Origin of the sequence: Pseudomonas sp. Ps21-P2, from assembly GCF_039672565.1 — a bacterium.
GTDB lineage: Bacteria > Pseudomonadota > Gammaproteobacteria > Pseudomonadales > Pseudomonadaceae > Aquipseudomonas.
The window spans coordinates 211,325-236,288 of the sequence record NZ_JBDFPL010000003.1 but is presented as its reverse complement, the minus strand read 5'-3'; the positions used below and the strand labels follow the sequence as shown (position 1 = coordinate 236,288).

Genomic DNA, 24,964 nt, shown 5'->3' with positions numbered 1-24,964 from the left:
CAAACACATGAAGACCGCCGTCAACAAAAACAATAAGGAAACCCCGATGCCCTGCTTCCCCGATGTCGACACCATTCGCTACGAAGGTCCCGGCAGCGAGTCGCCCCTCGCCTTCCGCCATTACGACGCCAACAAGATCATCCTCGGCAAGCCCATGCGCGAACACCTGCGTATGGCCGCCTGCTACTGGCACACCTTCGTCTGGCCGGGCGCTGACATGTTCGGCGTCGGCACCTTCAAGCGTCCATGGGTCAAGCCGGCGGACGCCATGGACCTGGCGCGTTTGAAGGCCGACGCGGCGTTCGAATTCTTCTCAAAACTGGGCATCGACTATTACAGCTTCCACGACACCGACGTCGCACCCGAAGGCGCGAGTCTGAAAGAGTACAGCCACAACTTCGCGCAGATGGTCGACGAGCTCGAACGCCATCAGGAGCAGAGCGGCATTCAGCTGCTGTGGGGCACCGCCAACTGCTTCAGCAACCCGCGCTTCGCCGCCGGTGCCGCGAGTAATCCGGACCCGGAGGTGTTCGCCTTCGCCGCCGCTCAAGTGTTCAGCGCGATGAACGCCACCCATCGGCTCAAGGGTTCGAACTACGTGCTGTGGGGCGGTCGCGAGGGTTACGAGACGCTGCTCAACACCGACCTCAAGCGCGAACGCGAGCAACTGGGCCGCTTCATGCGCATGGTGGTCGAGCACAAACACAAGATCGGCTTTACCGGCGACCTGTTGATCGAACCCAAACCCCAGGAGCCGACCAAGCACCAATACGATTACGACACGGCCACGGTGTTCGGCTTTCTGCAACAGTTCGGCCTGGAGAATGAGATCAAGGTCAATATCGAGGCCAACCACGCCACCCTCGCCGGGCACAGTTTTCACCATGAAATCGCAACGGCGGCGTCCCTTGGCATCTTCGGCAGCATCGACGCCAACCGTGGCGATCCGCAGAACGGTTGGGACACCGACCAGTTTCCCAACAGCGTCGAAGAGCTGACCCTGGCCACCTACGAGATCCTCAAGGCGGGCGGTTTCAAGAACGGCGGCTATAACTTCGATTCCAAAGTGCGCCGGCAGAGCCTGGACGAAATCGACCTGTTCTACGGCCACGTCGCCGCCATGGACGTGCTCGCGCTGTCGCTGGAACGGGCGGCGGCGATGATTCAGGACGATAAGCTGCAGGCGTTCAAGGACCAGCGCTACGCCGGCTGGGACCAACCGTTCGGGCGCGCCGTGCTGTCGGGGGATTTCAGTCTGGATGCCCTGGCGCAGCATGCCATGGACAACGAACTCAACCCGCAGGCCGTGAGCGGTCGCCAGGAAATGCTCGAAGGCGTGGTGAACCGGTTTATTTATCCCTGACAACAGGCGCCCGCGATCTGCTGGACGGATGCTATGTCTTTCGTAGGACCGGCTTCAGCCGGGAAGAGGCCAGTGGTGGCACCCTCACATTTGCAGTGTGACGACTGACGCATTCCCGGCTAAAGCCGGTCCTACAGTCGAGGTCATCGCCAATGCCGTTGGATGGACGCGATGGGTGAGCAGGACCGGCATCAGAGGGGAATTACGTTGGTTACATTCTCACGACAATTCCCCGCTCGCGGCGCACAACCAGTATCTACAGTTTCACCGGAAAACCCGTACACGCTCGGACAGTGTCTCTAAACAAAAATAACAGGACGCACCCCCATGAAGAGTTTCAAGACCACCCTGCTCGCCAGTGCCCTGGCCCTGCTCAGCCTGCCCGTCATGGCCGATTCGGCCCATCCGAAAATCGGCTTTTCCATCGATGACCTGCGCCTCGAACGCTGGGCCCGGGACCGCGACTACTTCGTCGCAGCGGCAGAAAAAATGGACGCCAAGGTGTACGTCCAGTCCGCCGATGCCAACGAAGGCAAACAGATCTCCCAGATCGAAAACCTGATTTCCCGCGGCGTCGATGTCATCGTCATCGTGCCGTTCAACGCCACCGTGCTGACCAACGCCGTCGCCGAAGCCAAGAAGGCCGGCATCAAGGTGGTGTCCTACGACCGGCTGATCCTCAATGCCGACATCGACGCCTACATCTCCTTCGATAACGAAAAAGTCGGCGAAATGCAGGCGGCTGGTGTGCTCAAGGCGGCCCCGAAAGGCAATTACTTCCTGCTCGGCGGCGCGCCCACCGACAACAACGCCAAGGTCCTGCGCGAAGGCCAGATGAAAGTGCTGCAGCCGGCCATCGACAAGGGCGACATCAAGATTGTCGGTCAGCAGTGGGTCAAGGAGTGGAACCCGACCGAAGCCCTGAGCATCGTCGAAAACGCCCTGACCAAAAACAGCAACAAGATCGACGGCATCGTCGCTTCCAACGACGCCACCGCCGGCGGCGCCATTCAGGCCCTCGCCGCGCAGAAACTGGCCGGCAAAGTGCCGATCTCCGGCCAGGACGCCGACCTGGCAGCGGTCAAGCGCGTGATCGACGGCACCCAGACCATGACCGTCTACAAACCGCTGAAACTGATCGCCTCGGAAGCGGCGAAACTGTCGGTGCAACTGGCACGCAACGAGAAGCCTACGTACAGCTCGCAGTACGACAACGGCGCGAAGAAGGTCGACACCATCCTCCTGACCCCGACGCCGCTGACCAAAGACAACATCGATCTGCTGGAGAAGGACGGGTTCTACACCAAGGATCAGATCGCGGGTAAGTAGCCTTCTTGTCATTTCGCCCGCTTTCTCAGCAAGTACGGGGGCCATGTGGGAGCGAGCTTGCTCGCGAATGCGGTGTTACAGCCAAAAAGTTTGTCAGGGCTGTCTGACCTCTTCGCGAGCAAGCTCGCTCCCACCAACGCTCATCTGCCGTGAGAGCTGCTGTGTGAAAACCAGTGCGGGCGGAGCTCGATCCCTTACTGGCTGCTTCTGCACGAGATCCCGCAATGTCCGATTACCTGCTGCAAATGAACGGCATCGTCAAATCCTTCGGCGGCGTCAAGGCGCTCAACGGCATCGACATCAAGGTGCGGGCCGGCGAATGCGTCGGCCTGTGCGGCGAGAACGGCGCCGGCAAATCGACGCTGATGAAGGTCCTCTCGGCGGTCTATCCCCACGGCACCTGGGAGGGTGAAATCTTCTGGGACGGCCAGCCGCTGAAGGCGCAATCCATCAGCGAAACCGAGGCCGCCGGGATCGTCATCATTCACCAGGAACTCACCCTCGTCCCTGACCTGTCGGTGGCGGAAAACATCTTCATGGGCCACGAACTGACCCTGCCGGGCGGGCGCATGAATTACCCGGCGATGATCCACCGCGCCGAAGCCTTGATGCGCGAACTGAAAGTGCCGGACATGAACGTCGCCTTGCCGGTCTCGCAATACGGCGGCGGCTATCAGCAACTGGTCGAGATCGCCAAGGCGCTGAACAAACAGGCGCGCCTGCTGATTCTCGACGAACCCTCGTCGGCACTGACCCGCTCAGAAATCGAGGTCCTGCTCGACATCATTCGCGAGCTCAAAGCCAAGGGCGTCGCCTGCGTTTACATCTCCCACAAGCTCGATGAAGTCGCCGCCGTCTGCGACACCATTTCGGTGATCCGCGACGGCAAGCACATCGCGACCACGGCCATGGCCGACATGGACATCCCGAAGATCATCACGCAAATGGTCGGCCGCGAGATGAGTAACCTCTACCCCACCGAACCCCACAGCGTCGGCGAGGTGATTTTCGAGGCGCGCCATGTCACCTGCTACGACGTCGACAACCCGAAGCGCAAACGCGTGGACGACATCTCGTTCGTGCTCAAGCGCGGGGAAATCCTCGGCATCGCCGGGCTGGTCGGCGCCGGGCGCACCGAACTGGTGTCGGCGCTATTCGGCGCCTACCCGGGCCGCTACAGCACCGAGGTGTGGCTGGACGGCAAACCCATCGACACGCGCACGCCGCTCAAATCAATCCGCGCGGGCCTGTGCATGGTCCCGGAGGACCGCAAGCGCCAGGGCATCATCCCGGACCTGGGCGTGGGCCAGAACATCACCCTCGCCGTGCTCGACAGCTTCGCCCACCTGACCCGCATCGACGCCGAAGCCGAGCTGGGCAGCATCGACAAGGAAATCGCGCGCATGCACCTGAAGACTGCGAGCCCGTTCCTGCCGATCACCAGCCTGTCCGGCGGCAATCAGCAAAAGGCCGTGCTGGCGAAGATGCTGCTGACGAAGCCACGGGTGTTGATTCTCGACGAGCCCACCCGCGGCGTGGACGTTGGCGCCAAATACGAGATCTACAAACTGATGGGCGCGCTGGCGGCCAGCGGCGTGTCGATCATCATGGTGTCGTCGGAGCTGGCCGAGGTGCTGGGCGTCTCAGACCGGGTGCTGGTGATCGGCGACGGCCAGTTGCGCGGGGACTTCATCAATCAGGGCCTGACCCAGGAACAGGTGCTCGCGGCCGCGCTCAGCCAATCCGGCGACACTGCGTACAACAAAAACAATAACGACCGGCCCGATGCTGTGGGAGAAGCGCGTCAATGAATCAGCTCAAGCAACTGTTCACCCGCTACAAAATGCTCGCGCTGGTGATCGCCATCGCGGTGATCTGGCTGTTCTTCAGTTGGCAAACCGACGGGGGTTTTCTGACGCCGCGTAACCTGTCCAATCTGCTGCGGCAGATGTCGATCACCGGGATTCTCGCCTGCGGCATGGTACTGGTGATCATCAGCGGCGAGATCGATCTGTCGGTGGGTTCGCTGCTCGGCTTGCTCGGCGGCGTGGCGGCCATTCTCGACGTGGTCTACCACGTCCCGCTGCCGCTGAACCTGTGCATCGTCGCCGGATGCGGACTGTTGATCGGCCTCGCCAACGGCTGCATGACCGCGTACCTGCGCATCCCTTCATTCATCGTCGGCCTGGGCGGCATGCTGGCGTTTCGCGGGATTCTGCTGGGGATCACCGGCGGCACCACCATCGCGCCGGTGTCGCCGGAACTGGTCTACATCGGCCAGGGTTATCTGCCGCCGCTGGTGGGGATCGTGCTCGGCGTGCTGCTCTTTGCGCTGACGCTGTTCCTGACCTGGCGCCAGCGCAGCAACCGCGCGTTGCACGGGCTGGCCGCCCATTCGCTGGCACGGGATGTGGTGCGGGTCGTGGCGATCGGTGCCGTGCTGGCGGGCTTCGTCTACACGCTGAACAGCTATGACGGGATTCCGGTGCCCGTGTTGCTGCTGTTGGTCCTGCTTGGGGTGTTCAGCTACATCACCAGCCAGACCGTGTTCGGCCGGCGGATCTACTCGGTGGGCAGCAACATGGAAGCCACGCGCCTCTCCGGGATCAACGTGCAGGCGGTGAAGTTGTGGATCTTCGGCATCATGGGCGTCATGTGCGCCCTCGCCGGCCTGGTCAACACCGCCCGCCTGGCCGCCGGTTCGCCGTCGGCGGGCAACATGGGTGAACTCGACGCCATCGCCGCCTGCTTCATCGGCGGCACCTCCATGCGCGGCGGCTCGGGCACCGTCTACGGCGCCCTGCTCGGTGCCCTCGTCATCACCAGCCTCGACAACGGCATGTCCATGCTCGACGTCGACAGTTACTGGCAGATGATCGTCAAGGGCAGCATTCTGGTGCTGGCGGTGTGGGTGGATGTGAGTACGCGGGCGGGACGGCGGTGAGGGGTGGATCAGGTCAAGCCGCTGCATTTTCGGCGCTTGGCAAACCGCCTTCGCGAGCAAGGTGAAGCGCCACCCCGGTCGCAGGATGTTGATTCGCCTAGGGATTTCCGGTTGTTACAAAACCTGTAGGAGTGAGCTTGCTCGCGAAGAGGCCGGTACAGCCGCCGCATTTTCAGTGCTTGAAATACCGCATTCGCGAGCAAGGTGGACCGCCACCCCGGTCGCTCCCACAGAGTGGTGATTCGGCTAGGGATTTTCCGGTTGTTGCAAAACCTGTAGGAGTGAGCTTGCTCGCGAAGAGGCCGGAACAGCCGCCGCATTTTCAGCGTCTGAAATACAGCATTCGCGAGCAAGGTGGAGCGCCACCCCGGTCGCTCCCACAGAGTGGTGATTCGGCTAGGGATTTTTCGGTTGTTGCAAAACCTGTGGGAGTGAGCTTGCTCGCGAAGAGGTCGGTACAGCCGCCGCATTTTCAGCGTCTGAAATACAGCATTCGCGAGCAAAGTGGAGCGCCACCCCGGTCGCTCCCACACAAGGATTCCCCGTCAAGCCAATATGCGAGCCCGGCGCTGGAAGCAGTAGCCCACTCACCGCCCCTCCAGCAACTCCCCCGCCCGATCCAGCAACCCCAGCGGGTCGTCCGTCTTGTGAATGTCCACCGAGAGCATCTGCCGAAACTTGCGCGCCCCGGGGAAGCCGGTGCCCAGGCCCAGCACGTGGCGGGTGATGTGGTGCATCGAGCCGCCGTCGCGAAGGTGCGCTTCCACATAGGGCCTCATCAGCGCCAAAGCTTCGGCGCGAGTGATCTGCGGGGCATCGCTGCCAAACAGTTCGCGGTCCACGCCTGCCAGCAGGTACGGGTTGTGATACGCCTCGCGACCGAGCATCACGCCGTCGAAGGTGTTCAGGTGTTCCTGGCACTGCTCCAGGGTTTTGATGCCGCCGTTGAGGATGATCTCCAGCTCGGGAAAGTCCTGCTTAAGCTGCGCGGCGATGTCATAGCGCAGAGGCGGGATGTCACGGTTTTCCTTCGGCGACAGGCCTTCAAGAATGGCGATGCGGGCATGCACGGTGAAGCTGGTGCAGCCGGCATCGCGCACGGTGCCGACGAACTCACACAGCTGCTCGTAGCTGTCGCGTCCGTTGATGCCGATGCGGTGCTTGACCGTCACCGGAATCGTCACCGCGTCGCGCATGGCTTTGACGCAATCGGCGACCAACTGCGGATGCCCCATCAACACTGCGCCGATCATGTTGTTCTGCACGCGATCGCTCGGGCAGCCGACGTTGAGATTGACTTCGTCGTAGCCCGCCGCCTGTGCCAGCCGCGCACTGGCGGCGAGGTCGGCCGGGTTGCTGCCGCCCAGCTGCAGGGCCAGCGGATGCTCCGCCTCGTCGTGGCGCAAGAAGCGCTCGGTGTCGCCGTGCAGCAATGCGCCGGTGGTGACCATCTCGGTGTAGAGCAGCGCATGCTTCGACAGCAGACGCAGGAAGAAACGGCAGTGACGATCCGTCCAGTCCATCATCGGGGCCACGGAAAAACGCCGTGAAGGCTCGGACGGCAGGCGGTCGGTGCGGGGGTCTGTGATAGGCAGCATGGGAGCAATAAGCAGGTCGGTCGAAGAGGACGCGCATTCTAACAGCTCGCACGCCCGGCTGAAGCTGATCCTGCCGAAAACACGCCCCTTGCAGGACCGGCCTCACCCGGGACTTGCATAAGCCGGTGGTGAAAAAAACGTTTAACAACTAACTCGACAACACGCAGTCATAACCTGAACTCACTTTCCAAACATTAGCAAGCTAACAACCTCCCGTTTAAGCACCCCCCCATTAATTCTCAATAGACGCTATTTTAATAAGTCCGCTTCCTGGCAGATAATTTGACGCCATTGATTCGCACCCCTCTTGCGCCACCGCCTTTTAAACAAACCTATTTAAATAAGTACGTAAGTTGACGCCAACAAAATAAATGAACTTTATTTTAATTAACCACTGGCAAAGTATTTTTGTTGAGATATAACAAGTAACAACCTGCACACACGAACGTACAAACATGACAACCCGTAAAGTCATCGGCTTATGGCTGCTGCCCCTGTGCGCCGCCACCACGGTGTTTGCCCAGCCCAGCGTGAACACTTCCACGACGGTTGAACAGCACCGGACTCTTAACCACCGTGATGTCGGCGGCATTGTGATCGGGCAGACCATGACCCTGGCAGGCCGGACGTTTTATGACAGTTTTGCAAACACCTGGCGGGAAAAAGATGAAGCGGAAACATTCACTGTGACCATCACCGAACGCCCTACTGCGCGTTTAGGCAGTCAGGTATTCGTGGATTATGGCAATCGCCGCTTGTTTCAAATGTTCCTGCCGCCCAACCGCACGCTTATTCCGGCCATTGCAGCCGACGCGGCCGGCCAGGTGTATCAAGCCATTCTGGATTATCAATTGGCACAATTCTTTGGCGACCCGGACATGGGACGAGACGAGCTATGAAAGCACTCACTATTAATCGCAGTTTGATGGTTGTCGCCAGCCTCGCCTTGATGGCCGGCATCTGTTCAGGCGTTAAGGCCAGCGAGTTGGCGTATGTGCCGAACAACCCATCATTTGGCGGCAATCCGCTGAACGGCCCGGTGCTGCTCAACCAAGCCCAGGCGCAAAACCATTACGTCGAGAAATCTTCATCGTCGGGCGCTTCCGGGCAGACCGCGCTGACTCAGTTCAACAGCATGTTGCAGAGCGCCATTCTCAGCCGGGTGTCGTCGGCAGTGACGTCGAGCATCGTCGGTACCAACGGCCAGCTGGTACCGGGCACCGTCGAAACCACCGATTTCCGCATCGCAATTACCAATCTGCAAGGCGGCCTGTTGCAAATCGTCACGACCGACAAGAACACCGGCCAGACCACCCAGTTTCAAGTGAATCAACCGTAACACCGTCGCATCCGCTATCCCGCAACAACCCACTACAACATTGAATAAGGAAGATCATCATGCAAGCACGCAAGTCTTTACTGTCTCTGGCCATCCTGTTTGCTGTCTCCGGTCCGGCCATGGCCGACTCAAGCACCGTCAACACCACCCAGGCAGGTTCTGACAATGGACTGAACGTCGAGCAGCGCGGCGCCACCCAGTCCACTGTCACCGTTAATCAGAACGGCGGCCGTAACACCGCAGGCGCTATCAACCAGACGGCCACTTACAGCAACCTGACGATCAATCAGACCGGCTACTACAACCTCACCAGCGCCAAACAGGCCGGGAACAACAATACGGGCTCGATCACCCAGAACGGTGGTGGCCCTCAACCGCAGATCGCCAGCCTGGATCAGTCCGGCGGTTACAGCAAAGCGACCATCGATCAACAGTCCAACTACAGCACCAGCGCCTCCATCGCCCAAGGCGGCGGCAACAACAACACCGCCAGCACTTCGCAAATCGGCAACAGCACTCGCGTCGGCACGACTGTCTCCCAAGCCGGCAGCTACAACCTGGCGAGCGTCTCGCAGCAGAGCAACAACAACACCGTCACCAGCAGTCTCACCCAGGCGGGCAACGGCAATACCGGAATTGTTTCGCAACGGCATAACTCCCAGCAGGTGTCCGCCACCCTGCAACAGAACGGCAACAACAACCTCGGCTCGATCCAGCAGAACGACACCCTCGTCACCACCGCCAATGCTCAACAGCGCGGCGACTTCAACACGCTTTCCGTTTCGCAGAACGGCGCTTTGCTGAAAGCCGACGTCCAGCAGAACGGCAACAACAACTACGCGTCCAGCACCCAGACCGGCCTCAACAACGAAGAAGCCCTGCTGCAGACCGGCAACAACAACCGCGCTGTCGTGAGCCAGACCGGCACGGGCACTTATCAGTCCGTCAACCTCGTCGGCCTGACCCAAACAGGCAACAACATGGTCGCCAACGTCAGCCAGACCGGCGGCAGCGGCAACAGGGCAACGATCTACCAACACTAAGATGATGTACCCCGCCAGGGTCTGGCGGGGTTTTCTTGCGGGAAGAAAAACAATGCGCGTCCGCCCCCTCATGTTGATGTTCACTGCCGTCATACTGCTTGCCGGCTGCACCACGTCCCGGCCTGCTGCGACCATTTCCCCGGCCACGCTGTCGCCTGCGACCCAGAGCCTGCGTGACCTGACCCATCTGCCGGCACCCGCCGGACCGATCAGCGTCGCGGTCTACGGCCTGCGCGACCAGACCGGGCAATACAAACCGTCCCCCGACAGCTCGTTTTCCACCTCGGTGACCCAAGGCGCCGCGTCGTTGCTGATCAGCGCCCTGCGCGACTCACGCTGGTTCAAGCCGGTGGAGCGCGAGAATCTTCAGGACCTGCTCACCGAGCGCAAGATCATCCGCGCGCTGGAACAGCCCCAGGATCAGGCCCAGGTGCAACTGCCTGCCCTGCGACCGGCGAACATGATCATCGAAGGCGCCATCGTCGCCTACGAAAGCAACGTGCGCACCGGCGGCATCGGTGTTCGCTATCTGGGTGTCGGGCCGTCGGAGCTTTACCGCCAGGATCAGGTGACCGTCAACCTGAGGGCGGTGGACATCCGCACCGGCGACATCATCCAGAGCATCACCACCACCAAGACCATCTTCTCGATTCAGGTCGATTTCGGCATCTTCCGCTTCGTCTCCCTCAAGCACCTGCTGGAGGTGGAGACCGGGGTGTCTCGCAACGAGCCGGTGCAACAATGCGTGCGCGAAGCCATCGAAACGGCGCTGATCCACATGATTGCCCAGGGTGCCCGTGACGGCAGCTGGAACCTGAAAAACCCCGCTGACCTGAACAAGCCGCTGCTGCAGGGCTATCTGCAGAGCTACGACGAACAGATGACCACCTTGCCGCTGGCTGATGCGGACAAGGACATCGTTGCCACAGGAGATAAGAATGGAACGCAACGCTAAAGGATTCGGCCGGTTCGCAGCGGCACTGCTGCTCACCGGCTCGCTCGCCCAGGCGCAGGATCTGGTGCGCGAAGCACGCTACGCGGACATCACCGTCGGCAACAGCGTCGCCACCATTTTGCAGATCGGCGCTTATAACAATGCGCGCGTCGACCAAAGCGGGGCCCGACAGAATCAGGCCGTGAGTCAGACCGGCAGTCGCAACCAGGCGGTGGTCAACCAGAGTGGCGTGAACAACGCAATCACTGCACAGCAGAACGGCACGGCGAACACCGCGCAGGTCAGTCAGTCGGGCAACAACAACCAGACCGGCGTGACCCAGCACGGCACCGACAACGCCGCGAGCGTGGTGCAGACCGGCGCCTACAATCAGGCCTTCGTCGGGCAGTATGGTCAGGCCAACCAAGCCAGCATCACCCAGGCCGGATTCGGCGGCGCCGTCTCCATCAAGCAGTTCGGCGACAACATGAACGCCAGCGCGACCCAACGGTGACCTCGATGATGGACTTCACGCAGTTGGTGGTGACGGTTGACGCCCAGCGCAGCGGTTCGACGGTGGTGATCCGCCCGCACCTGGAAAATCCTGCGCCGCTGACGCTGCAATACCGAATGACCGTCAGGCAGACCAGCGCGCAAGGCACGTCGGCCATCAACCAGCAGGGAGATCTGCAGAACGGCGTCGCGACGAACAGCGTGAGCCTCACCCTGCTGGCCGAGGCGACGTGTCAGGTTCATCTGGAAGTCTTCGACCGGACCACGCTGATCAAAGCGGTGGACAGCGATTGCGGCGAGACACCCGCTCGCTGATTAAGACCGCGGCAGGTTTGCGAGGATCAGCCGCTCAGAGCCCCCTGCCCGTGCCAGTCCCTGACCATCGGCGGATTAGATGCCAGGCGCCGGGAACATCCCGGGCGGTCCGGGCTCCAACCAGTCTGGATCGAGTATCCGCCCTCCTCGGGAACCGACAGGCCATGACCCCGCGCCGCCCTTTGTAAAAAGCTCGGATCGCCCGGATCATGGCTGACGCGCAGGCAGGCCGTTTGCGCAAACGCAGGCGTCTAAACCGGCGTGTCTGTCGCGGTTTACGCCCTTGAGTGACCGGCGGCGCTCGGGTAATGTCAGCACAACCACAGGACAGAGCACGCTCATGACTTCCAAGCTGGAACAACTCAAGCAATTCACCACCGTCGTGGCCGACACCGGCGATTTCGCTGCCATCGAAAAACTCAAGCCCGTCGATGCCACCACCAACCCTTCCCTCTTGCTCAAGGCCGCTTCCAGCGACAGCAACAGCGAACGGTTGAAAGAAGCGTTCACCGGCAGCAACAACGACATCAACGTCGCCAGCGACCGTTTCGCCGTCGCCATTGGCCGCGAGATTCTGAAAGTGGTCCCGGGCCGCGTCTCCACCGAAGTGGACGCACGCCTGTCATTCGACACCCAGGCCTGCATCGAACGCGCCGACCGCATCGTCGGTTTGTACGAAGATTTCGGTATCGGTCGCGACCGCATCCTGATCAAGCTGGCGTCGACCTGGGAAGGCATCAAGGCCGCTGAGGTGCTGGAAAAGAAAGGCATCCAGTGCAACCTGACCCTGCTGTTTTCTTTCGCTCAGGCCCAGGCCTGTGCCGACGCCGGCGTGTTCCTGATCTCGCCATTCGTGGGTCGCATCTACGACTGGTACAAGAAAGCCGAAGGCAAAGACTACGTCGGTGCAGAAGATCCGGGCGTGCAGTCGGTGACCCGCATCTACAACTACTACAAGGCCAACGACTACAAGACCGTGGTCATGGGCGCCAGCTTCCGTAACCTCAGCCAGATCGAAGAACTGGCCGGCTGCGACCGTCTGACCATCAGCCCTGACCTGCTGCAGAAGCTGGCAGAAGACAACGGCACGCTGGTGCAGAAACTCAAGCCAGGCAATGGCGGCGAGCCACGCGTGACCCTCAACGAAAGCCAGTTCCGCTGGGCTTCCAACGAAGACGCCATGGCCACCGAGAAACTGGCCGAAGGCATTCGTCAGTTCGCCCGTGACCAAGTGGCACTGGAAAAGATGCTGTCGGCCAAAGCCTAACGCGTCAGGCATGTAAAAAGGGCGGCACCTGTGAGGGTGCCGCCCTTTTTTATTGCCTCGGTTCAGGACCGGGGCGTGTGACTGATCTTCCTGATGGCGTTGCTACTGGTGTTCGAGGGCGTTGACCAGATCACGGAAGGCTTCGCGGTTCGAATCGTTCAGGCCCATGAGGATCTTGTGGGCCTCCAGCACTTTGGCCTTGACCACGTCTTCGCACTGATCCTGGCTCGGCAGGTCGCTCAGTGCCTCAGGACGCGGAATCGGCCGACCGACGATGTTGAACACCTGATCGAAGCCCATGGACTGCAACAGGCGCGTGATGTCTTCGTGGGTGGTCACGACTGTCGGCAACAACCCGGCCTTCTGCCGCGAGAGGATCGACAGCTTGGCCAGCAGACCGAGGGTCGTGCTGTCGATGCTGCGGGTTTCGGTCAGATCGATGACCACCGTCGAAAAGTTCATCGAGGTGAAGATCCGCTCAATTGTCGCATCCAACGCCGAGCACAGTGTCAGACGCACTTCACCCACAAACTTGAGGACGAATGTGCCATCTTGCTCGGCGAACTGGATTCTACCGGTACTCATTAAAGGTTCCTGCTCAACACTAACAAGGCGATATCATCCGGCATCTCCCCTAGCGTGGCCAATCCAAACGTCTGGCGCAGACCATCCAGGCTGCCCCCCGCCGCCTTGACCAGTTCGGGCAAGTTGGCTTCTTTCTCTTTGAGTGTATCACCTGGCAGAAGGTCCAGAATGCCATCGGACAGTAGCGTCAGACTAAAGGACTCCGGCAGATCGATGACGTGATCCGTGTAAGTCGCTTCGTTGAACAGCCCGACGGGCAGACCGCGGCCCTCAAGGTAATGCGTGTCGCCCGGGGTGTAGAACACCGGCAGCGGCAGATGACCGCCGACGCTGTAGGTCAATTGCCCGGTTTCCTCGTCGATCACGCCGCCCACCATCGTCACGTGCTTGCCCAGCTTGCAGCTGATCAGCCCGCGATTGATATGGCCCAGCACGTCGGACGGCTTGAACTCCGGCAGACTGCCGCCGCGCTTGGACTCGAACAGCAGACGCGTGGTCATGAACTTCAACAGCACGGTGATGAACGCTGACGATGCGCCATGGCCGGACACGTCCGCCAGATAGAACGCAACACGTCGCTCATCGACCCGAAAATAATCCACGAAATCGCCCGACAGGTACAGCGACGGAATGATCTCATGTTCGAATTCGAACGCGTCGATGGCCCAGGGGCTGGTCGGCAGCATGTTCATCTGCACCTGACGGCCTGCGTCCTGGTCTTCCTGCAGCAAATGCAGACTGGCCTCGAGCTCGCGGTTGGCAGTCTCCAGCTTCTGTCGGTATTCCTGGTTTTCGTGAAGCAGGCGCGCCCGATCCAGCGCGCGTCGGACAGAGTGCTCCAGCACAGCGAGGTCTTCGAGGGGTTTGATCAGGTAATCGGCAGCGCCAAGGCGCAGTGCTTCGACGGCATCGCTCATGACGCCCGCGCCCGACACCACGATGACCGGCGTTTCCGGCGCGAGGCTGGTGACCTGACGAATCAGTTCGAGACCGCCCACCTGCGGCATGCGCAGATCGCAGATCAGCAGATCGGGCTTTTCCTGCTCGAAAGTCTGTAGACCCTGCAGGCCATTACCGGCTTGCAGAACGCTGAACCCGCTGTCTTCCAAATAGGCTGCGAGACTCGCGCGCACTACTTCGTCGTCATCGATGATCAGCAGCGTGGCACTGGTTTTTTGCATGTGGGCAAACGGCGCCAGATTAGGTTGGCGTAGGCGGCTGGTTGCAGTCAGCCCGCGTACTGGATTCGCTTCTAGCCTCTCTGGCTCAGGTAGCGGACTTTTGGTCAAACGCTTCACATGACAGAGCTGCCCTTCAAGGCGCAGACGGTACTCCCATCCGCCTGGCGTTTCAAGCGGGCCCCGCTGCCGAGCGGTGTCTTTACATCGCAAATCGCCCGGAGTTATAAGAACCCTTAAATCAGCAATCAAAACAAAGGATGTGCCATGGGCCAGCTCGATCGCGATTACGAAGAAAAACGGGATTACATTCGCATGCGGGTCGATGCGGACATCAACCTGATCTACGCCGGCCAGATTATCCCGGCGGTTTGCGTGGATCTCTCCAGCTCCGGCATGCAAATACAGGCGCCCCGCTCATTCCAGGTGGGCGACAAGATCAGCGTGAGCATCGATTCCGAGCACGCTGCGCTCAAGGGCCTGGAGGCCGATACCGAGGTGGTGTGGATCGCCGACATCGACGGCGGCGAGCAGAAACTGGGGCTGACGATTCTGGCGATGAAGTGACGGCAGCCCGGAACTCCGTCACATTTCCGAAAAATAGCGAAAATAAAAAGGCGACCCTCGGGTCGCCTTTTTAGCATCGTTTTGCAGACCGCTGGATCAGAAGTCGTCGACGACCTTGCCGTCTTTGACCTTGAACTCGCGGTTCTGCAGGTAAGCGTTGCGGATGAAGATGTACTTGTCGCCATTGATCAGCTTTTCAGCCGACAGCAGGCTGGCGCGGGTATCGACCAAGCTTACGCCCAGCGCGGTGTTGCGCGTCGGCACGTGATCGATGTAGCGCCATGGCTGGGTGTAGGTATCCGGGTATTTGGCGAACGCGTCACGCACGGTACTTGGACCGAACAGCGGCAGCATCACGAACGGGCCGCTGGCAACGCCCCAATGACCGAGGGTCTGGCCGAAGTCTTCGTCGTTGCGCTGCAGGCCCATCTTGGTGCCCACGTCGAAGAAGCCGAGCAGACCAAAGGTGGTGTTGAAGATCAGGCGGGCGGTGTCGACGCCGGCGGCTTCAGGTTTGGCCTGGAGCACATCGTTGGCAAAGTTGGTCACTTCGCCGACGTTTTTGAACATGTTGTGGATGCCGTCTTCGAGGAACTGCGGCGTGATGAACTCATAGCCTTGGGCAATGGGTTTCAGCGCGTAGGTGTCGACGGTGTCGTTGAAACGGAAAATCGCGCGGTTGACGCCTTCCCACGGATCTTCGTCTGCCGCGTTTGCAGCCATCGGCGCCACGGCCAGGCTGGCCCACACGCACGTTCGAATCAGACGATTGATAAAGCCAGCACCGTTCTCGGGCATAGCTGAGACTCCCAGTCAAAGTAATCAAGCGGGCGCTACGCCCCAAACCAAAGGCGAGAGTATAAAGCGTTCTGTGACTATTTACGTCGCTGAAATGGTCGCGGTTTTGTAGGGCAATAAACATCTGCCGCCACTGTCATCGTTCGGTCATCGGTTTGTCATGGCAATCCCTTAGCGTCATCGGCTTTGAGAGGGAATGCCATGCTCGCCCCGGTCGCCATCGCTGCTCCGTCGTTCACCGCTGTATTGTTCGGATTGAGCGGTTGCCTCGTCGACTTCGGCGCACAGGCGCGCACGCTGCTCGGCAGTGATGGCAAGTCTCTTGTCTCGCAGGACGCCCAGCCATTCGCAACGCTCGCGCCCGGTGCGATCAACGCGTTGAAGCATCTGAAGCAGCTCGGCATTCCCTGCGCCTGGATCGATGAATACCCCTCCTCTATCACCGACCAACTGGCTGCGCCACTCGGCACTCTGGTTCTGCCCACCCCCACGCCGACCAACCGCTGGCCCGCGCCTGATACGTGCTGGCAGGCGCTGATGACCCTCGGCGTCAGGCAACTGGACGGTTGCGTGCTGGTCAGCGGCGATCCGCGTCTGCTCATGGCCGGGATCAACGCAGGACTGTGGACGGTCGGGCTGGCGTCCTGCGGGCCGCTGTGCGGTTTGTCACCCGAGCAATGGGAGGCGTTGAGTGATCTGGATCGCGAGCGCCGTCGCGGCCGCGCCACCCTTGAGCTGTATGCCGCCGGCGCGCATTCGGTCATCGATCACTTGGGCGAACTGGAGTCGTGTCTGGCGGATATCACGCTGCGCCGACAGAAGTCGGAAAAGCCTTGAGCTGACTGAGGTCATGCACAGCGGCCGGGAGTGGATTAGTCTATGACCGTAAAGGACCTTTGCCTGCGCATTGCGGTCCATCGTGAGACTAATCAGATTAAGGAAGACCCCATGTCCGTCAGTGACTTGCAACTACAACTCAACACCTTGCGCGAGCAACTTGAGCAGAATCCGCAGCTGACCTTGGAGGAGCGCGGGAATCTGACCGAGGTCATGGAGCAGATCCAGGCGCAGATCGAACTGGAGACAGTCTCTCAGGACCCAAGTATCTCCGATGGCGTCAACCTGGCGGTCGAGCGGTTTGAAGTCGATCACCCCACCATTGCCGGCACCCTGCGCAATGTATTGGTCACCCTGGGCAGCATGGGGATCTGAATCATTCCTTCCCATTCATGTGAGAGCGCCACGCCGGTCGCTCCCACAGTGCGTTCACTTGCAGAACGTGAGTGAGATATTACTGCCGCGCGAGACGTCCGTTCTCCAGCGTCAGCGTTTCAGTGCTGCGGTAGGGGTTGATGTCCAGCCCGCCGCGGCGCACGTAACGCGCGTACACGGTCAGTTTCTCCGGCTTCAGCAAGCGCTGCAGGTCCATGAAGATGCGCTCCACGCACTGCTCGTGGAAATCCGAATGCTGGCGGAAGCTGACGATGTAGGCCAGGAAACTTGCGTGATCAAGCGCGGCGCCACGGTATTCGACCGCAACGCTGCCCCAGTCCGGCTGACTCGTCACCGGGCAGTTGGATTTGAGCAGATGGCTGTGCAGCGCATCGTCCACCACACGCGATTCATCGCAGCGCAGCAGCTCGGGTTGAGGGCGGTCGTAGCTTGAAATGCTCACGTCCAGGTCATCGACGCACACGCCCGGCACCGCGACAATCCCCTCGGCCTCGATGTCCTTCAGGCCCCGAATGCGCACCCCCACCGGCTTGCCAGCGGCAGCCGACAGATCCTTCTCCAGCGTGGCGATCAGCTCGGCTTCAGACGCAAACGCGGTCTGATTGAGCGAATTGAGGTAGAGCTTGAACGACTTGGATTCGATGATATTGGCCGAGTCCGCCGGAATGCTGAACTCACCGATAGCCACCACCGGCTTGCCCGACGGCAGCAGCCAGGACAGCTCGTAGCAATTCCAGAAATCGACACCCTTATAAGGCAGCGTCTCGGCGGTCAGCCCCAGCTCTGCCCATTTGGCAGCGCGCGGTATCGGGAACAGTAGAGACGGCGTGTAGGTGGCGATGTACTCGCTGGACTTGCCCAGCGGCGAGTGTTCGGCTGCGGGATGCATGGCGGGACCTGAACCTTAAAAAGCGGCTGTTAAAAACCAAGGCCGCGAAGTTTATCGGGTTCGGACCGGGTTTTCAGCGTTTACTGACTGATCGCCACCTTGCCGACCATGCCCGCCTGGTAATGCCCGGGAATATTGCAGGCGAACTCCAGGCCAGTGGCGTCGGTGAACGTCCAGGTCAGCTCGGCGGTTTTGCCTGGTTCGACCAGCACGCTGTTGGGATCGTCATGTTTCATGCTCCCGGCGCCCTGCTCCGAGCCGTGATCCATGCCGGCCATGTCGTGCTTCATGCCGGTCGGGGTCAGCATGCCGCTGGCCGTCATTTTCAGCATTTCCTGCTGATGCGCCGCATGCATGGCTGCATCACCGAGGTTGAACTCGTGCAACAGGCGGCCCTTGTTGACCAGCACGAAGCGCACGGTCTCGCCCTTTTTTACGTCCAGCGACTTAGGCTCAAAGTAGATATCGCCCAGGGTCACTTCAACCGTACGCGTTGCCTGAGCCGCATCGGCGGGATGACCGAAGGCGAAATGCTCGCCGGGTGACGCCTGCGCCGAGAGGCTTGCTCCCAGCACCAGGGCAATGGCGAAAAGACGGGGCATCCTCATTTCCTATTCGTAGCGCAAGGCGTGGGCCGGCTGGATCTGAGCGGCGCGGTAGGCCGGGTAGATCGTTGCCAGGAAGCTGAGGATAAACCCGGCACTGCAGATCAGCGCCACGTCACTGCCTTCGAGCTTCGACGGCAGATTGCTGATGAAGTAAACGTCCGAGGTGAAGATGTGCTGGCCCGTCACGCGCTCGACCCAGCCGACGATCTGGCTGACGTTGATCGCCGCAATCACGCCCAGCACGCCGCCGATCACGGTGCCGACGATGCCGATGACGGTGCCCTGAACCATGAAAATGCTCATAATCTGGCCGGGTGTCGCGCCGATGGTGCGCAGGATCGCGATGTCAGCGCCCTTGTCGTTTACCACCATGATCAGCGTGGCGATGATGTTGAACGCCGCCACGGCAACGATCATCAGCAACAGCAGACCGATCATGGTCTTTTCCATCTTCATTGCGCTGAACAGGCTGCCCTGGCTGTGGGTCCAGTCATCCGCCTTGTAGTCCGCACCGAGTCCGCCGGCGATGGCCGTCGACACCTGCGGCGCGGCGTACAGATCGGTCAGCGCCAGGCGCACACCCTGCACCTGATTGGGCTGCCAGCGCTGGATCACGGCGGCATCAGCCACGTTGACCAGCGCCATGGAACCGTCCAGCTCAGCGCCGACCTTGAATACGCCGACCACCGTTAAACGCTGCAGCCGCGGAGTGATGCCACCCGGGGCATTGCTGATTTCCGGCACGATCAGGGTCAGTTTGTCGCCAACGTTCAGACGAAAGCGCCGGGCGGTGATTTCGCCGATCACCACCCCAAACTCACCGGCCTTCAAGTCCTGCAGCCGGCCCTGCACGATGTGCTGGGTCACGATAGAGACTTTGGATTCCAGGGCCGGGTCGACGCCGTTGATCTGGATCGGCTGCATCGAGCCCTTGTACGACAGCATGCCGTCCATTTCAGTGAACGGCACGGCGGCAGTGACTTGCGGGTCCTTGAGCGACGCCTTCGCGGCCGGCTGCCAGTCGTCCAGGGGCTTCACCCCGGAGATGACTGCATGGGGGACCATGCCGAGGATCCGCGAACTCATTTCCTGCTGGAAACCGTTCATCACGGACAGCACCACGATCATCGCCAGCACGCCCAGCGCCAGGCCGATCATCGAGGTCATGGAAATGAACGAGATGAAGTGGTTGCGACGCTTGGCCCGCGTGTAGCGCGTACCGATAAAGATGGATAACGGTCTGAACATTCGTGGAGCACCGTAACTAAGCAGCTAAAAGTAAAAGCCGATGCCCGATAGACACCGGTTGCACGGGTCAGGCTTCGACCAGACGGCCTTCTTCAAGACGCCACACGCGGTCCATCTGCCGGGCCAGCGTCATGTCGTGGGTCACCACCAGAAACGCGGTGCGCGACGACGTGCTGAGTTCCAGCATGAGGTCTTGAATCCCCTGGGCCGTGTGCGAATCGAGGTTGCCGGTAGGCTCGTCGAGCATCACCAGACCCGGCTGGTTGACCAGCGCGCGGGCAATCGCCACCCGTTGACGTTCGCCGCCGGACAACTCCGACGGCTTGTGCGCCAGGCGATGCTTGAGCCCTACCCGCTCCAGCAGCGCGGTTGCACGCTGACGGGCTTCCGGAATCGGCGTCTTGCCAATCAACAATGGCATGCAGACGTTTTCCAGCGCCGTGAACTCGGCCAGCAAGTGGTGGAACTGATAGACGAAGCCAAGGGCGCGATTGCGCAGCAGGCCGCGAGCCTTTTCGTTCAGCGCCGAGAGCTCTTCACCGGCCAGCCAGACGCTGCCTTCGGTGGGCGTGTCGAGGCCGCCGAGCAGGTTGAGCAAGGTACTTTTGCCCGACCCCGAACTGCCGACGATCGCCACGCGTTCGCCCGGGTGCAATTCCAGTTGCAGCCCGGACAGCACGACCACGGATTCCGGACCTTCCTCGTAGGATTTGCCCAGGTTGCGGCAGCTCAGTACAGCTTTATCACTCATGCCCGACTCACTCATAACGTAGCGCCTCCGCCGGCTGGGTGCGCGCAGCACGCCAGGCTGGATACAGGGTGGCGAGGAAACTCAGGACCAGCGCCGCGCCGCATACCAGCAGCACGTCCTGGGCCATCAATTGCGAAGGCAGATAGTCGATGAAGTAGACATCCGCATTGAGGAACTTGTGACCGATCAAACCTTCCAGCGCGGAAATCGCCGAACTGACGTTGAGCGCCGCGAGAATGCCGACAACTGCGCCGATCAGCGTGCCGACCACACCGATGACCGTGCCCTGAACCATGAAGATCGCCATGATCTGGCCCGGGGTCGCGCCCAGCGTGCGAAGGATGGCGATGTCACCGCGCTTGTCGTTGACCACCATCACTAGCGTGGAAATGATGTTGAACGCCGCGACCGCCACGATCAGCAACAGCAGCAGGCCGATGATGGATTTCTCCATGCCTATCGCCTGATAGAGGTTGCCGTGGGTGCGCGTCCAGTCGCGGGAGTAATACTGATGCTGGCCGAGATTCTGGGCGATTTCGTACGCGGTGCGCGGCGCCTTGAACAGATCGGTGAATTTCAGGCGCAAGCCCTGCACCTGGTCCGGCTTCCAGCGGTGCAGCCGCGCCAGGTCCTGCAGATTGGTGACGCCCAGGTAGCCGTCCAGCTCGCCGGCGCCGACGTGAAAGATGCCGACTACGGTGAAGCGCTTCATACGCGGGAACATGCCGGCCGGCGTCACGGTGACTTCCGGGGACACGAAAGTGACTTTGTCGCCCATGCCGACACCGAGCTTGGTCGCGGCCTTGTCGCCGATCACCACGCCGAAGCCGCCCGCGACCAGATCATCGAGGCTGCCCTGCTTCATGAATCCGTCGATGATCGACACCTTGCGCTCCTGCGCCGGGTCGATGGCGTTGAGCAGGATCTTCTGCACGTTGCCGTTGTTGGTCAGCAGGCCTTGCATCTGGGTGAACGGCGCAACGGCTTCGACCTGTTTGTTCTGTTTGACCCGAGCGGCCAGGGCCTGCCAGTCATTGATCGGTTCGCCGGACTCGATGGTGGCATGGGGCACCATGCCCAGCACGCGGGTGCGCATCTCATGGTCGAAGCCGTTCATGACCGACAGCACGACGATCATCACGACCACGCCCAGGGCGAGGCCTATCATCGACGTCAGGGAAATGAAGGAGACAAAGTGATTACGGCGTTTTGCACGGGTGTAGCGCGTGCCGATGAATACAAAAAGAGGTCTGAACATTTAGGCGCTTGTTCGGAGGAATGGGAACGTGCTTGTGGCGGGCCTGGGGCAAGCGGCTTTACACTCGAATCACCGCTGAATCATGCTCGGAAAGCTGAGCTATGATCTTGAGCAATCACTCTGACAACCGCCGCTACCATGGGTTCGCCATGCCGACACTAGATGAAGAAGAACGCCGCGAATACTACCGTATCGAGGACAGCGTCGCACTGGAAATTAACCGGATTGCCGGCCCCGGCACGGGAGACGAACCTGGCCATCACGACACTTCGACGCTCTTCGATTTGCTGAGCGAATTGCACGTCGCCGAGTTCGAATCCCAGCATCTGCTGCGTCAGCTGGATGATCGCGACCGCACCACCAACAGCTTCCTTCGGGCCATGAGCAAACGCATCGACCTGCTCGGCCAAGTGGTTGCGCACACCGCACTGGGCAAGCTCGGCGCCCCGCAGCGCGTGATCATGTCCGAGGGCGGTCTGCAATTCGAAACCCCTCAACCCTTCCAGCCCGGCACCCTGCTGTCGGTGAAAATGGTGCTGATGCCCCAGGCTTCCGGGATGATGCTGCGCGCACGGGTGACGCAGTGCCATGCCTTGACCATCGGCGACTTTGACGTCGGCACGGAGTGGATCGACCTCACCGATGCCCAGCGCCAATTGCTCGCCCGACACATCCTGCAACGACAAGCCGCTCAGAGGCGACTGGCCCGTGAGCAAAGTGACCCCGACGTAAAGCCAAACTGATTCCAGCGCCACTTTCCAGCTCGACTTTATTTCAGAGCGATTTATTCCCGCGCCATGCGTACCAAGGAGTGATTGTGACCCTTATTTACGGCCACCGCGGCGCCAAGGGCGAAGCACCAGAAAACACCCTGAGCAGCTTTCAGGAATGCCTCAAACACGGCGTCACACGCTGCGAACTGGATCTGCATCTGTCCCGCGATGGCGAGCTGATGGTGATCCATGACCCGACCCTCAAGCGCACCACCGACCTGCGCGGCAAAGTCGTCGAACACGATGCCGCCGATCTGGTGACCTACGACGCGCGCAAGGGCGGCCCGGGCTGGGTGCAGCCCTGCCCCATTCCGCGCCTGGAAGAACTGTTCGAGAAATGCCCCTTCGATCACTGGCAGCTGGAAGTCAAAAGCGCGTCACGCACCCGTGCCGCAACAACCGTGCTGGCCATCCGCGAAATGGCTCAGCGCCACGGACTGCTGGAGAAAGTAACGATCACGTCGAGTTCCCGGGAAGTGCTGCGCGCGGCTTTGGAACTGACGCCAGACATTTCGCGCGGGCTGGTGGCGGAATACGCCTGGCTCGACCCGCTGAAAGTGGCTCAGGGTTACGGCTGCGAGATACTCGCGCTGAACTGGACGCTGTGCACGCCCGAGCGCTTGAAGAAAGCCCAGAACCAGGGCCTGCATGTGTCGGTGTGGACAGTCAACGAGCCCGCGCTTATGCGCAGACTCGCCGACTTCGGCGTTGACAGCCTGATTACAGACTTTCCCGGTTTGGCCAGCGCCACCCTTGGGAAGTACTGAAATCGGTCTCCCCGGCCGGCTCAGGCCACCGGCCGGAGCCGCTCAAAAAAGCCGGTTGAGGCCGTCGTACGCCGCTACCCGATAGGCCTCGGCCATGGTCGGGTAGTTGAACGTGGTGTTGACGAAATACTTGATGGTGTTCGCCTCGCCCGGCTGATTCATGATCGCCTGACCGATGTGCACGATCTCCGATGCCTGGTCGCCGAAGCAGTGCACGCCGAGGATCTGCAGGGTTTCCCGGTGAAACAGGATCTTCAGCATGCCGACCGGCTCGTTGGAGATCTGCGCGCGGGCCATGCTCTTGAAAAACGCCTTGCCCACTTCGTACGGCACTTTGGCCACGGTCAGGTCATGCTCGTTCTGACCGATCGAGCTGATCTCGGGGATGGTGTAGATCCCGGTCGGCACGTCGTTGACGAAGCGCCACGCGCCGTTGTCCACCGCGCTGCCCGAGGCCGACCGACCCTGGTCATAGGCCGCACTGGCCAGACTCGGCCAGCCGATCACGTCGCCTGCGCCATAAATGTTCGGCTGGCTGGTGCGGTAGGCTTCGTCGACATCGATCTGCCCGCGACCGTTGGCTTTGATGCCGACGTTTTCCAGACCCAGCTTGTCGGTGTTGCCGGTACGGCCGTTACACCACAGCAAGGCGTCGGCCTTGACCTTCTTGCCGGACTTGAGGTGCAGGATCACACCGTTGTCCAGCCCTTCAACGCGCTCGTATTCCTCGTTGTGGCGAACCATCACGTTGTTGTTGCTGAAGTGATAGCTCAGGCCCTGGGAGATTTCCGAGTCGAGGAAGCTCAGCAGTTGGTCACGGTTGTCGATCAGTTCGATCTCGACGCCGAGGCCACTGAAGATGGACGCGTATTCGCAGCCGATGACACCTGCACCGTAGATGATCAGTTTGCGCGGGGTGTGACCCAGGCTGAGGATGGTGTCGCTGTCGTAGATACGCTTATGGGAAAAGTCGATATCGGCGGGCCGATAAGGCCGCGAGCCGGTGGCGATGATGATCTGGTTGGCAACCAGTTTTTCCACGACGCCGGTGTTGCACACGACATCAATGCTGCGCTCGTCGGCGAAGCTGCCGGTGCCGAAAAACACGTCGACACGGTTGCGCGCGTAGTAACCGGTGCGCGACGCCACTTGCTTGTTGATGACCTTCTCGGCGTTCTTCAGAACGTCCGGGAACGAGAACCAGCGTGGCTCGCCGATGGCGCGGAACATCGGGTTGGTGTTGAACTGGATGATCTGTTTGACCGAGTGACGCAGGGCCTTCGACGGGATCGTGCCCAGGTGCGTGCAGTTGCCGCCGACCTGCCGACGGCTGTCGACCATTGCCACCTTACGCCCGGCCTTGGCAGCGTTCATTGCCGCGCCTTCACCCGCCGGGCCCGAACCCAGCACTACCACGTCGTAGTTGTAGACAGCCATGCGTACTCCTCAGAACTGGCCGAGCCACCACTCTGGTGCCTCTGGCTGAATCATGCCGCTCCGGGCGGCATGAAGGATCGAAACTCGCGGCGCAGTCTAGTCGCACCGAGGGCAAACGACCATTAACCCTTGGTCGCGTCCCTCGGCAGACTTCACTGCACTGTTGCAGGTCGAGGGGCGGAAGCCTTACTCGACTGCAGAATTGCTGCGGATGATAAATCCCTTGC

The 24,964-nt window shown here is 60.8% G+C and carries 26 protein-coding genes; 16 read left to right on the top strand and 10 right to left on the bottom strand.

The features are described from left to right. Nucleotides 1–46 precede the first annotated feature (46 nt). The 4 genes from xylA to ABEH28_RS08675 all read left to right on the top strand — a co-directional run bounded on the left by xylA (nucleotide 47) and on the right by ABEH28_RS08675 (nucleotide 5,636). Nucleotides 47–1,363, top strand: a complete 1,317-nt coding sequence (gene xylA, locus ABEH28_RS08690; RefSeq protein ID WP_346629929.1) for a xylose isomerase — start codon at nucleotides 47–49, stop codon at nucleotides 1,361–1,363. 327 nt (nucleotides 1,364–1,690) lie between these two features. Next, complete coding sequence (gene xylF, locus ABEH28_RS08685) at nucleotides 1,691–2,692, top strand: D-xylose ABC transporter substrate-binding protein (protein WP_346629674.1); 1,002 nt, start codon at nucleotides 1,691–1,693, stop codon at nucleotides 2,690–2,692. A 224-nt stretch (nucleotides 2,693–2,916) separates the two neighbouring features. Continuing rightward, entirely contained in the window at nucleotides 2,917–4,503 is a 1,587-nt protein-coding gene (gene xylG / locus ABEH28_RS08680; protein ID WP_346629673.1) for a D-xylose ABC transporter ATP-binding protein, read from the top strand. After that, the gene (locus ABEH28_RS08675) at nucleotides 4,500–5,636 is read left to right on the top strand and encodes a sugar ABC transporter permease (protein ID WP_192174285.1); all 1,137 of its coding nucleotides are present in this window, start codon (nucleotides 4,500–4,502) and stop codon (nucleotides 5,634–5,636) included. Before xylG ends, ABEH28_RS08675 begins: the two co-directional genes overlap by 4 nt. A gap of 587 nt (nucleotides 5,637–6,223) precedes the next feature. Here the strand turns inward: ABEH28_RS08675 and dusA are convergent. Continuing rightward, entirely contained in the window at nucleotides 6,224–7,234 is a 1,011-nt protein-coding gene (gene dusA / locus ABEH28_RS08670) for a tRNA dihydrouridine(20/20a) synthase DusA (RefSeq protein WP_346629672.1), read from the bottom strand. A gap of 455 nt (nucleotides 7,235–7,689) precedes the next feature. Here dusA and ABEH28_RS08665 point away from each other — a divergent pair, with 455 nt between their 5' ends. From ABEH28_RS08665 to tal, 7 genes are all read left to right on the top strand, one after another. Beyond that, nucleotides 7,690–8,133, top strand: coding sequence for a CsgE family curli-type amyloid fiber assembly protein (locus tag ABEH28_RS08665; RefSeq protein WP_346629671.1), 444 nt, complete (start codon nucleotides 7,690–7,692; stop codon nucleotides 8,131–8,133). Continuing rightward, nucleotides 8,130–8,573: a curli assembly protein CsgF gene (locus ABEH28_RS08660; RefSeq protein WP_346629670.1), complete on the top strand. Its 444-nt coding sequence runs from the start codon at nucleotides 8,130–8,132 to the stop codon at nucleotides 8,571–8,573. Before ABEH28_RS08665 ends, ABEH28_RS08660 begins: the two co-directional genes overlap by 4 nt. 59 nt (nucleotides 8,574–8,632) lie before the next feature. Next, entirely contained in the window at nucleotides 8,633–9,616 is a 984-nt protein-coding gene (locus ABEH28_RS08655) for a hypothetical protein (protein ID WP_346629669.1), read from the top strand. A 52-nt stretch (nucleotides 9,617–9,668) separates the two neighbouring features. Beyond that, nucleotides 9,669–10,571 carry a CsgG/HfaB family protein gene (locus ABEH28_RS08650; protein WP_192174289.1) on the top strand — a complete coding sequence of 301 codons (903 nt, stop codon included), beginning with the start codon at nucleotides 9,669–9,671 and terminating at the stop codon, nucleotides 10,569–10,571. After that, on the top strand, nucleotides 10,555–11,064 hold the full coding sequence (locus ABEH28_RS08645) for a curlin-associated protein (RefSeq protein ID WP_346629668.1): 510 nt from the start codon (nucleotides 10,555–10,557) through the stop codon (nucleotides 11,062–11,064). Before ABEH28_RS08650 ends, ABEH28_RS08645 begins: the two co-directional genes overlap by 17 nt. A gap of 5 nt (nucleotides 11,065–11,069) precedes the next feature. Then, nucleotides 11,070–11,378, top strand: a complete 309-nt coding sequence (gene csgH, locus ABEH28_RS08640) for a curli-like amyloid fiber formation chaperone CsgH (RefSeq protein WP_346629667.1) — start codon at nucleotides 11,070–11,072, stop codon at nucleotides 11,376–11,378. A gap of 340 nt (nucleotides 11,379–11,718) precedes the next feature. Beyond that, nucleotides 11,719–12,645, top strand: coding sequence for a transaldolase (tal, locus tag ABEH28_RS08635; RefSeq protein ID WP_346629666.1), 927 nt, complete (start codon nucleotides 11,719–11,721; stop codon nucleotides 12,643–12,645). A 102-nt stretch (nucleotides 12,646–12,747) separates the two neighbouring features. Here the strand turns inward: tal and rssC are convergent, their stop codons facing one another. After that, the gene (gene rssC / locus ABEH28_RS08630; RefSeq protein ID WP_037009276.1) at nucleotides 12,748–13,230 is read right to left on the bottom strand and encodes an anti-sigma factor antagonist RssC; all 483 of its coding nucleotides are present in this window, start codon (nucleotides 13,228–13,230) and stop codon (nucleotides 12,748–12,750) included. Continuing rightward, the gene (gene rssB, locus ABEH28_RS08625; protein WP_282372705.1) at nucleotides 13,230–14,411 is read right to left on the bottom strand and encodes a two-component system response regulator RssB; all 1,182 of its coding nucleotides are present in this window, start codon (nucleotides 14,409–14,411) and stop codon (nucleotides 13,230–13,232) included. Before rssB ends, rssC begins: the two co-directional genes overlap by 1 nt. Before the next feature lie 264 nt (nucleotides 14,412–14,675). Here rssB and ABEH28_RS08620 point away from each other — a divergent pair, with 264 nt between their 5' ends. Beyond that, entirely contained in the window at nucleotides 14,676–14,975 is a 300-nt protein-coding gene (locus ABEH28_RS08620) for a PilZ domain-containing protein (RefSeq protein WP_192174294.1), read from the top strand. Between the two features lie 96 nt (nucleotides 14,976–15,071). On the opposite strand, the gene ABEH28_RS08615 is transcribed toward ABEH28_RS08620, so the two are convergent. Beyond that, nucleotides 15,072–15,773: a VacJ family lipoprotein gene (locus ABEH28_RS08615; RefSeq protein ID WP_346629665.1), complete on the bottom strand. Its 702-nt coding sequence runs from the start codon at nucleotides 15,771–15,773 to the stop codon at nucleotides 15,072–15,074. Nucleotides 15,774–15,974: 201 nt separating this feature from the next. On the opposite strand from ABEH28_RS08615, the gene ABEH28_RS08610 reads away from it, so the two are divergent. Continuing rightward, a complete protein-coding gene (locus ABEH28_RS08610) occupies nucleotides 15,975–16,610 on the top strand; it encodes an HAD family phosphatase (RefSeq protein ID WP_346629664.1) in 636 nt (211 codons plus the stop codon). A gap of 111 nt (nucleotides 16,611–16,721) precedes the next feature. Next, the gene (locus tag ABEH28_RS08605) at nucleotides 16,722–16,985 is read left to right on the top strand and encodes a DUF4404 family protein (protein WP_074885178.1); all 264 of its coding nucleotides are present in this window, start codon (nucleotides 16,722–16,724) and stop codon (nucleotides 16,983–16,985) included. 79 nt (nucleotides 16,986–17,064) lie between these two features. On the opposite strand, the gene queF is transcribed toward ABEH28_RS08605, so the two are convergent. The 5 genes from queF to ABEH28_RS08580 all read right to left on the bottom strand — a co-directional run bounded on the left by queF (nucleotide 17,065) and on the right by ABEH28_RS08580 (nucleotide 21,760). Beyond that, nucleotides 17,065–17,895: an NADPH-dependent 7-cyano-7-deazaguanine reductase QueF gene (gene queF, locus ABEH28_RS08600; protein ID WP_282372708.1), complete on the bottom strand. Its 831-nt coding sequence runs from the start codon at nucleotides 17,893–17,895 to the stop codon at nucleotides 17,065–17,067. An 80-nt stretch (nucleotides 17,896–17,975) separates the two neighbouring features. Next, nucleotides 17,976–18,503, bottom strand: coding sequence for a cupredoxin family protein (locus tag ABEH28_RS08595; RefSeq protein ID WP_282372710.1), 528 nt, complete (start codon nucleotides 18,501–18,503; stop codon nucleotides 17,976–17,978). A gap of 3 nt (nucleotides 18,504–18,506) precedes the next feature. Beyond that, nucleotides 18,507–19,751 carry a lipoprotein-releasing ABC transporter permease subunit gene (locus ABEH28_RS08590; protein ID WP_346629663.1) on the bottom strand — a complete coding sequence of 415 codons (1,245 nt, stop codon included), beginning with the start codon at nucleotides 19,749–19,751 and terminating at the stop codon, nucleotides 18,507–18,509. 67 nt (nucleotides 19,752–19,818) lie between these two features. Continuing rightward, nucleotides 19,819–20,502: a lipoprotein-releasing ABC transporter ATP-binding protein LolD gene (gene lolD / locus ABEH28_RS08585; RefSeq protein ID WP_167355799.1), complete on the bottom strand. Its 684-nt coding sequence runs from the start codon at nucleotides 20,500–20,502 to the stop codon at nucleotides 19,819–19,821. A 7-nt stretch (nucleotides 20,503–20,509) separates the two neighbouring features. Further along, complete coding sequence (locus tag ABEH28_RS08580) at nucleotides 20,510–21,760, bottom strand: lipoprotein-releasing ABC transporter permease subunit (RefSeq protein ID WP_346629662.1); 1,251 nt, start codon at nucleotides 21,758–21,760, stop codon at nucleotides 20,510–20,512. Nucleotides 21,761–21,909: 149 nt separating this feature from the next. On the opposite strand from ABEH28_RS08580, the gene ABEH28_RS08575 reads away from it, so the two are divergent. After that, nucleotides 21,910–22,503: a PilZ domain-containing protein gene (locus ABEH28_RS08575; protein WP_282372715.1), complete on the top strand. Its 594-nt coding sequence runs from the start codon at nucleotides 21,910–21,912 to the stop codon at nucleotides 22,501–22,503. 74 nt (nucleotides 22,504–22,577) lie between these two features. Continuing rightward, nucleotides 22,578–23,300, top strand: a complete 723-nt coding sequence (locus tag ABEH28_RS08570) for a glycerophosphodiester phosphodiesterase (protein WP_346629661.1) — start codon at nucleotides 22,578–22,580, stop codon at nucleotides 23,298–23,300. A gap of 42 nt (nucleotides 23,301–23,342) precedes the next feature. Here ABEH28_RS08570 and sthA read toward each other — a convergent pair whose 3' ends face one another. Next, nucleotides 23,343–24,737 carry a Si-specific NAD(P)(+) transhydrogenase gene (gene sthA / locus ABEH28_RS08565; RefSeq protein WP_122538030.1) on the bottom strand — a complete coding sequence of 465 codons (1,395 nt, stop codon included), beginning with the start codon at nucleotides 24,735–24,737 and terminating at the stop codon, nucleotides 23,343–23,345. Nucleotides 24,738–24,964 lie beyond the last annotated feature (227 nt).

Coding starts and splice junctions, on each gene's coding strand:
- xylA (WP_346629929.1), top strand. CDS start 47: ATGCCCTGCTTCCCCGATGTCGACACCATTCGCTACGAAGGTCCCGGC.
- xylF (WP_346629674.1), top strand. CDS start 1,691: ATGAAGAGTTTCAAGACCACCCTGCTCGCCAGTGCCCTGGCCCTGCTC.
- xylG (WP_346629673.1), top strand. CDS start 2,917: ATGTCCGATTACCTGCTGCAAATGAACGGCATCGTCAAATCCTTCGGC.
- ABEH28_RS08675 (WP_192174285.1), top strand. CDS start 4,500: ATGAATCAGCTCAAGCAACTGTTCACCCGCTACAAAATGCTCGCGCTG.
- dusA (WP_346629672.1), bottom strand. CDS start 7,234: ATGCTGCCTATCACAGACCCCCGCACCGACCGCCTGCCGTCCGAGCCT.
- ABEH28_RS08665 (WP_346629671.1), top strand. CDS start 7,690: ATGACAACCCGTAAAGTCATCGGCTTATGGCTGCTGCCCCTGTGCGCC.
- ABEH28_RS08660 (WP_346629670.1), top strand. CDS start 8,130: ATGAAAGCACTCACTATTAATCGCAGTTTGATGGTTGTCGCCAGCCTC.
- ABEH28_RS08655 (WP_346629669.1), top strand. CDS start 8,633: ATGCAAGCACGCAAGTCTTTACTGTCTCTGGCCATCCTGTTTGCTGTC.
- ABEH28_RS08650 (WP_192174289.1), top strand. CDS start 9,669: ATGCGCGTCCGCCCCCTCATGTTGATGTTCACTGCCGTCATACTGCTT.
- ABEH28_RS08645 (WP_346629668.1), top strand. CDS start 10,555: ATGGAACGCAACGCTAAAGGATTCGGCCGGTTCGCAGCGGCACTGCTG.
- csgH (WP_346629667.1), top strand. CDS start 11,070: ATGATGGACTTCACGCAGTTGGTGGTGACGGTTGACGCCCAGCGCAGC.
- tal (WP_346629666.1), top strand. CDS start 11,719: ATGACTTCCAAGCTGGAACAACTCAAGCAATTCACCACCGTCGTGGCC.
- rssC (WP_037009276.1), bottom strand. CDS start 13,230: ATGAGTACCGGTAGAATCCAGTTCGCCGAGCAAGATGGCACATTCGTC.
- rssB (WP_282372705.1), bottom strand. CDS start 14,411: ATGCAAAAAACCAGTGCCACGCTGCTGATCATCGATGACGACGAAGTA.
- ABEH28_RS08620 (WP_192174294.1), top strand. CDS start 14,676: ATGGGCCAGCTCGATCGCGATTACGAAGAAAAACGGGATTACATTCGC.
- ABEH28_RS08615 (WP_346629665.1), bottom strand. CDS start 15,773: ATGCCCGAGAACGGTGCTGGCTTTATCAATCGTCTGATTCGAACGTGC.
- ABEH28_RS08610 (WP_346629664.1), top strand. CDS start 15,975: ATGCTCGCCCCGGTCGCCATCGCTGCTCCGTCGTTCACCGCTGTATTG.
- ABEH28_RS08605 (WP_074885178.1), top strand. CDS start 16,722: ATGTCCGTCAGTGACTTGCAACTACAACTCAACACCTTGCGCGAGCAA.
- queF (WP_282372708.1), bottom strand. CDS start 17,895: ATGCATCCCGCAGCCGAACACTCGCCGCTGGGCAAGTCCAGCGAGTAC.
- ABEH28_RS08595 (WP_282372710.1), bottom strand. CDS start 18,503: ATGAGGATGCCCCGTCTTTTCGCCATTGCCCTGGTGCTGGGAGCAAGC.
- ABEH28_RS08590 (WP_346629663.1), bottom strand. CDS start 19,751: ATGTTCAGACCGTTATCCATCTTTATCGGTACGCGCTACACGCGGGCC.
- lolD (WP_167355799.1), bottom strand. CDS start 20,502: ATGAGTGATAAAGCTGTACTGAGCTGCCGCAACCTGGGCAAATCCTAC.
- ABEH28_RS08580 (WP_346629662.1), bottom strand. CDS start 21,760: ATGTTCAGACCTCTTTTTGTATTCATCGGCACGCGCTACACCCGTGCA.
- ABEH28_RS08575 (WP_282372715.1), top strand. CDS start 21,910: ATGCCGACACTAGATGAAGAAGAACGCCGCGAATACTACCGTATCGAG.
- sthA (WP_122538030.1), bottom strand. CDS start 24,737: ATGGCTGTCTACAACTACGACGTGGTAGTGCTGGGTTCGGGCCCGGCG.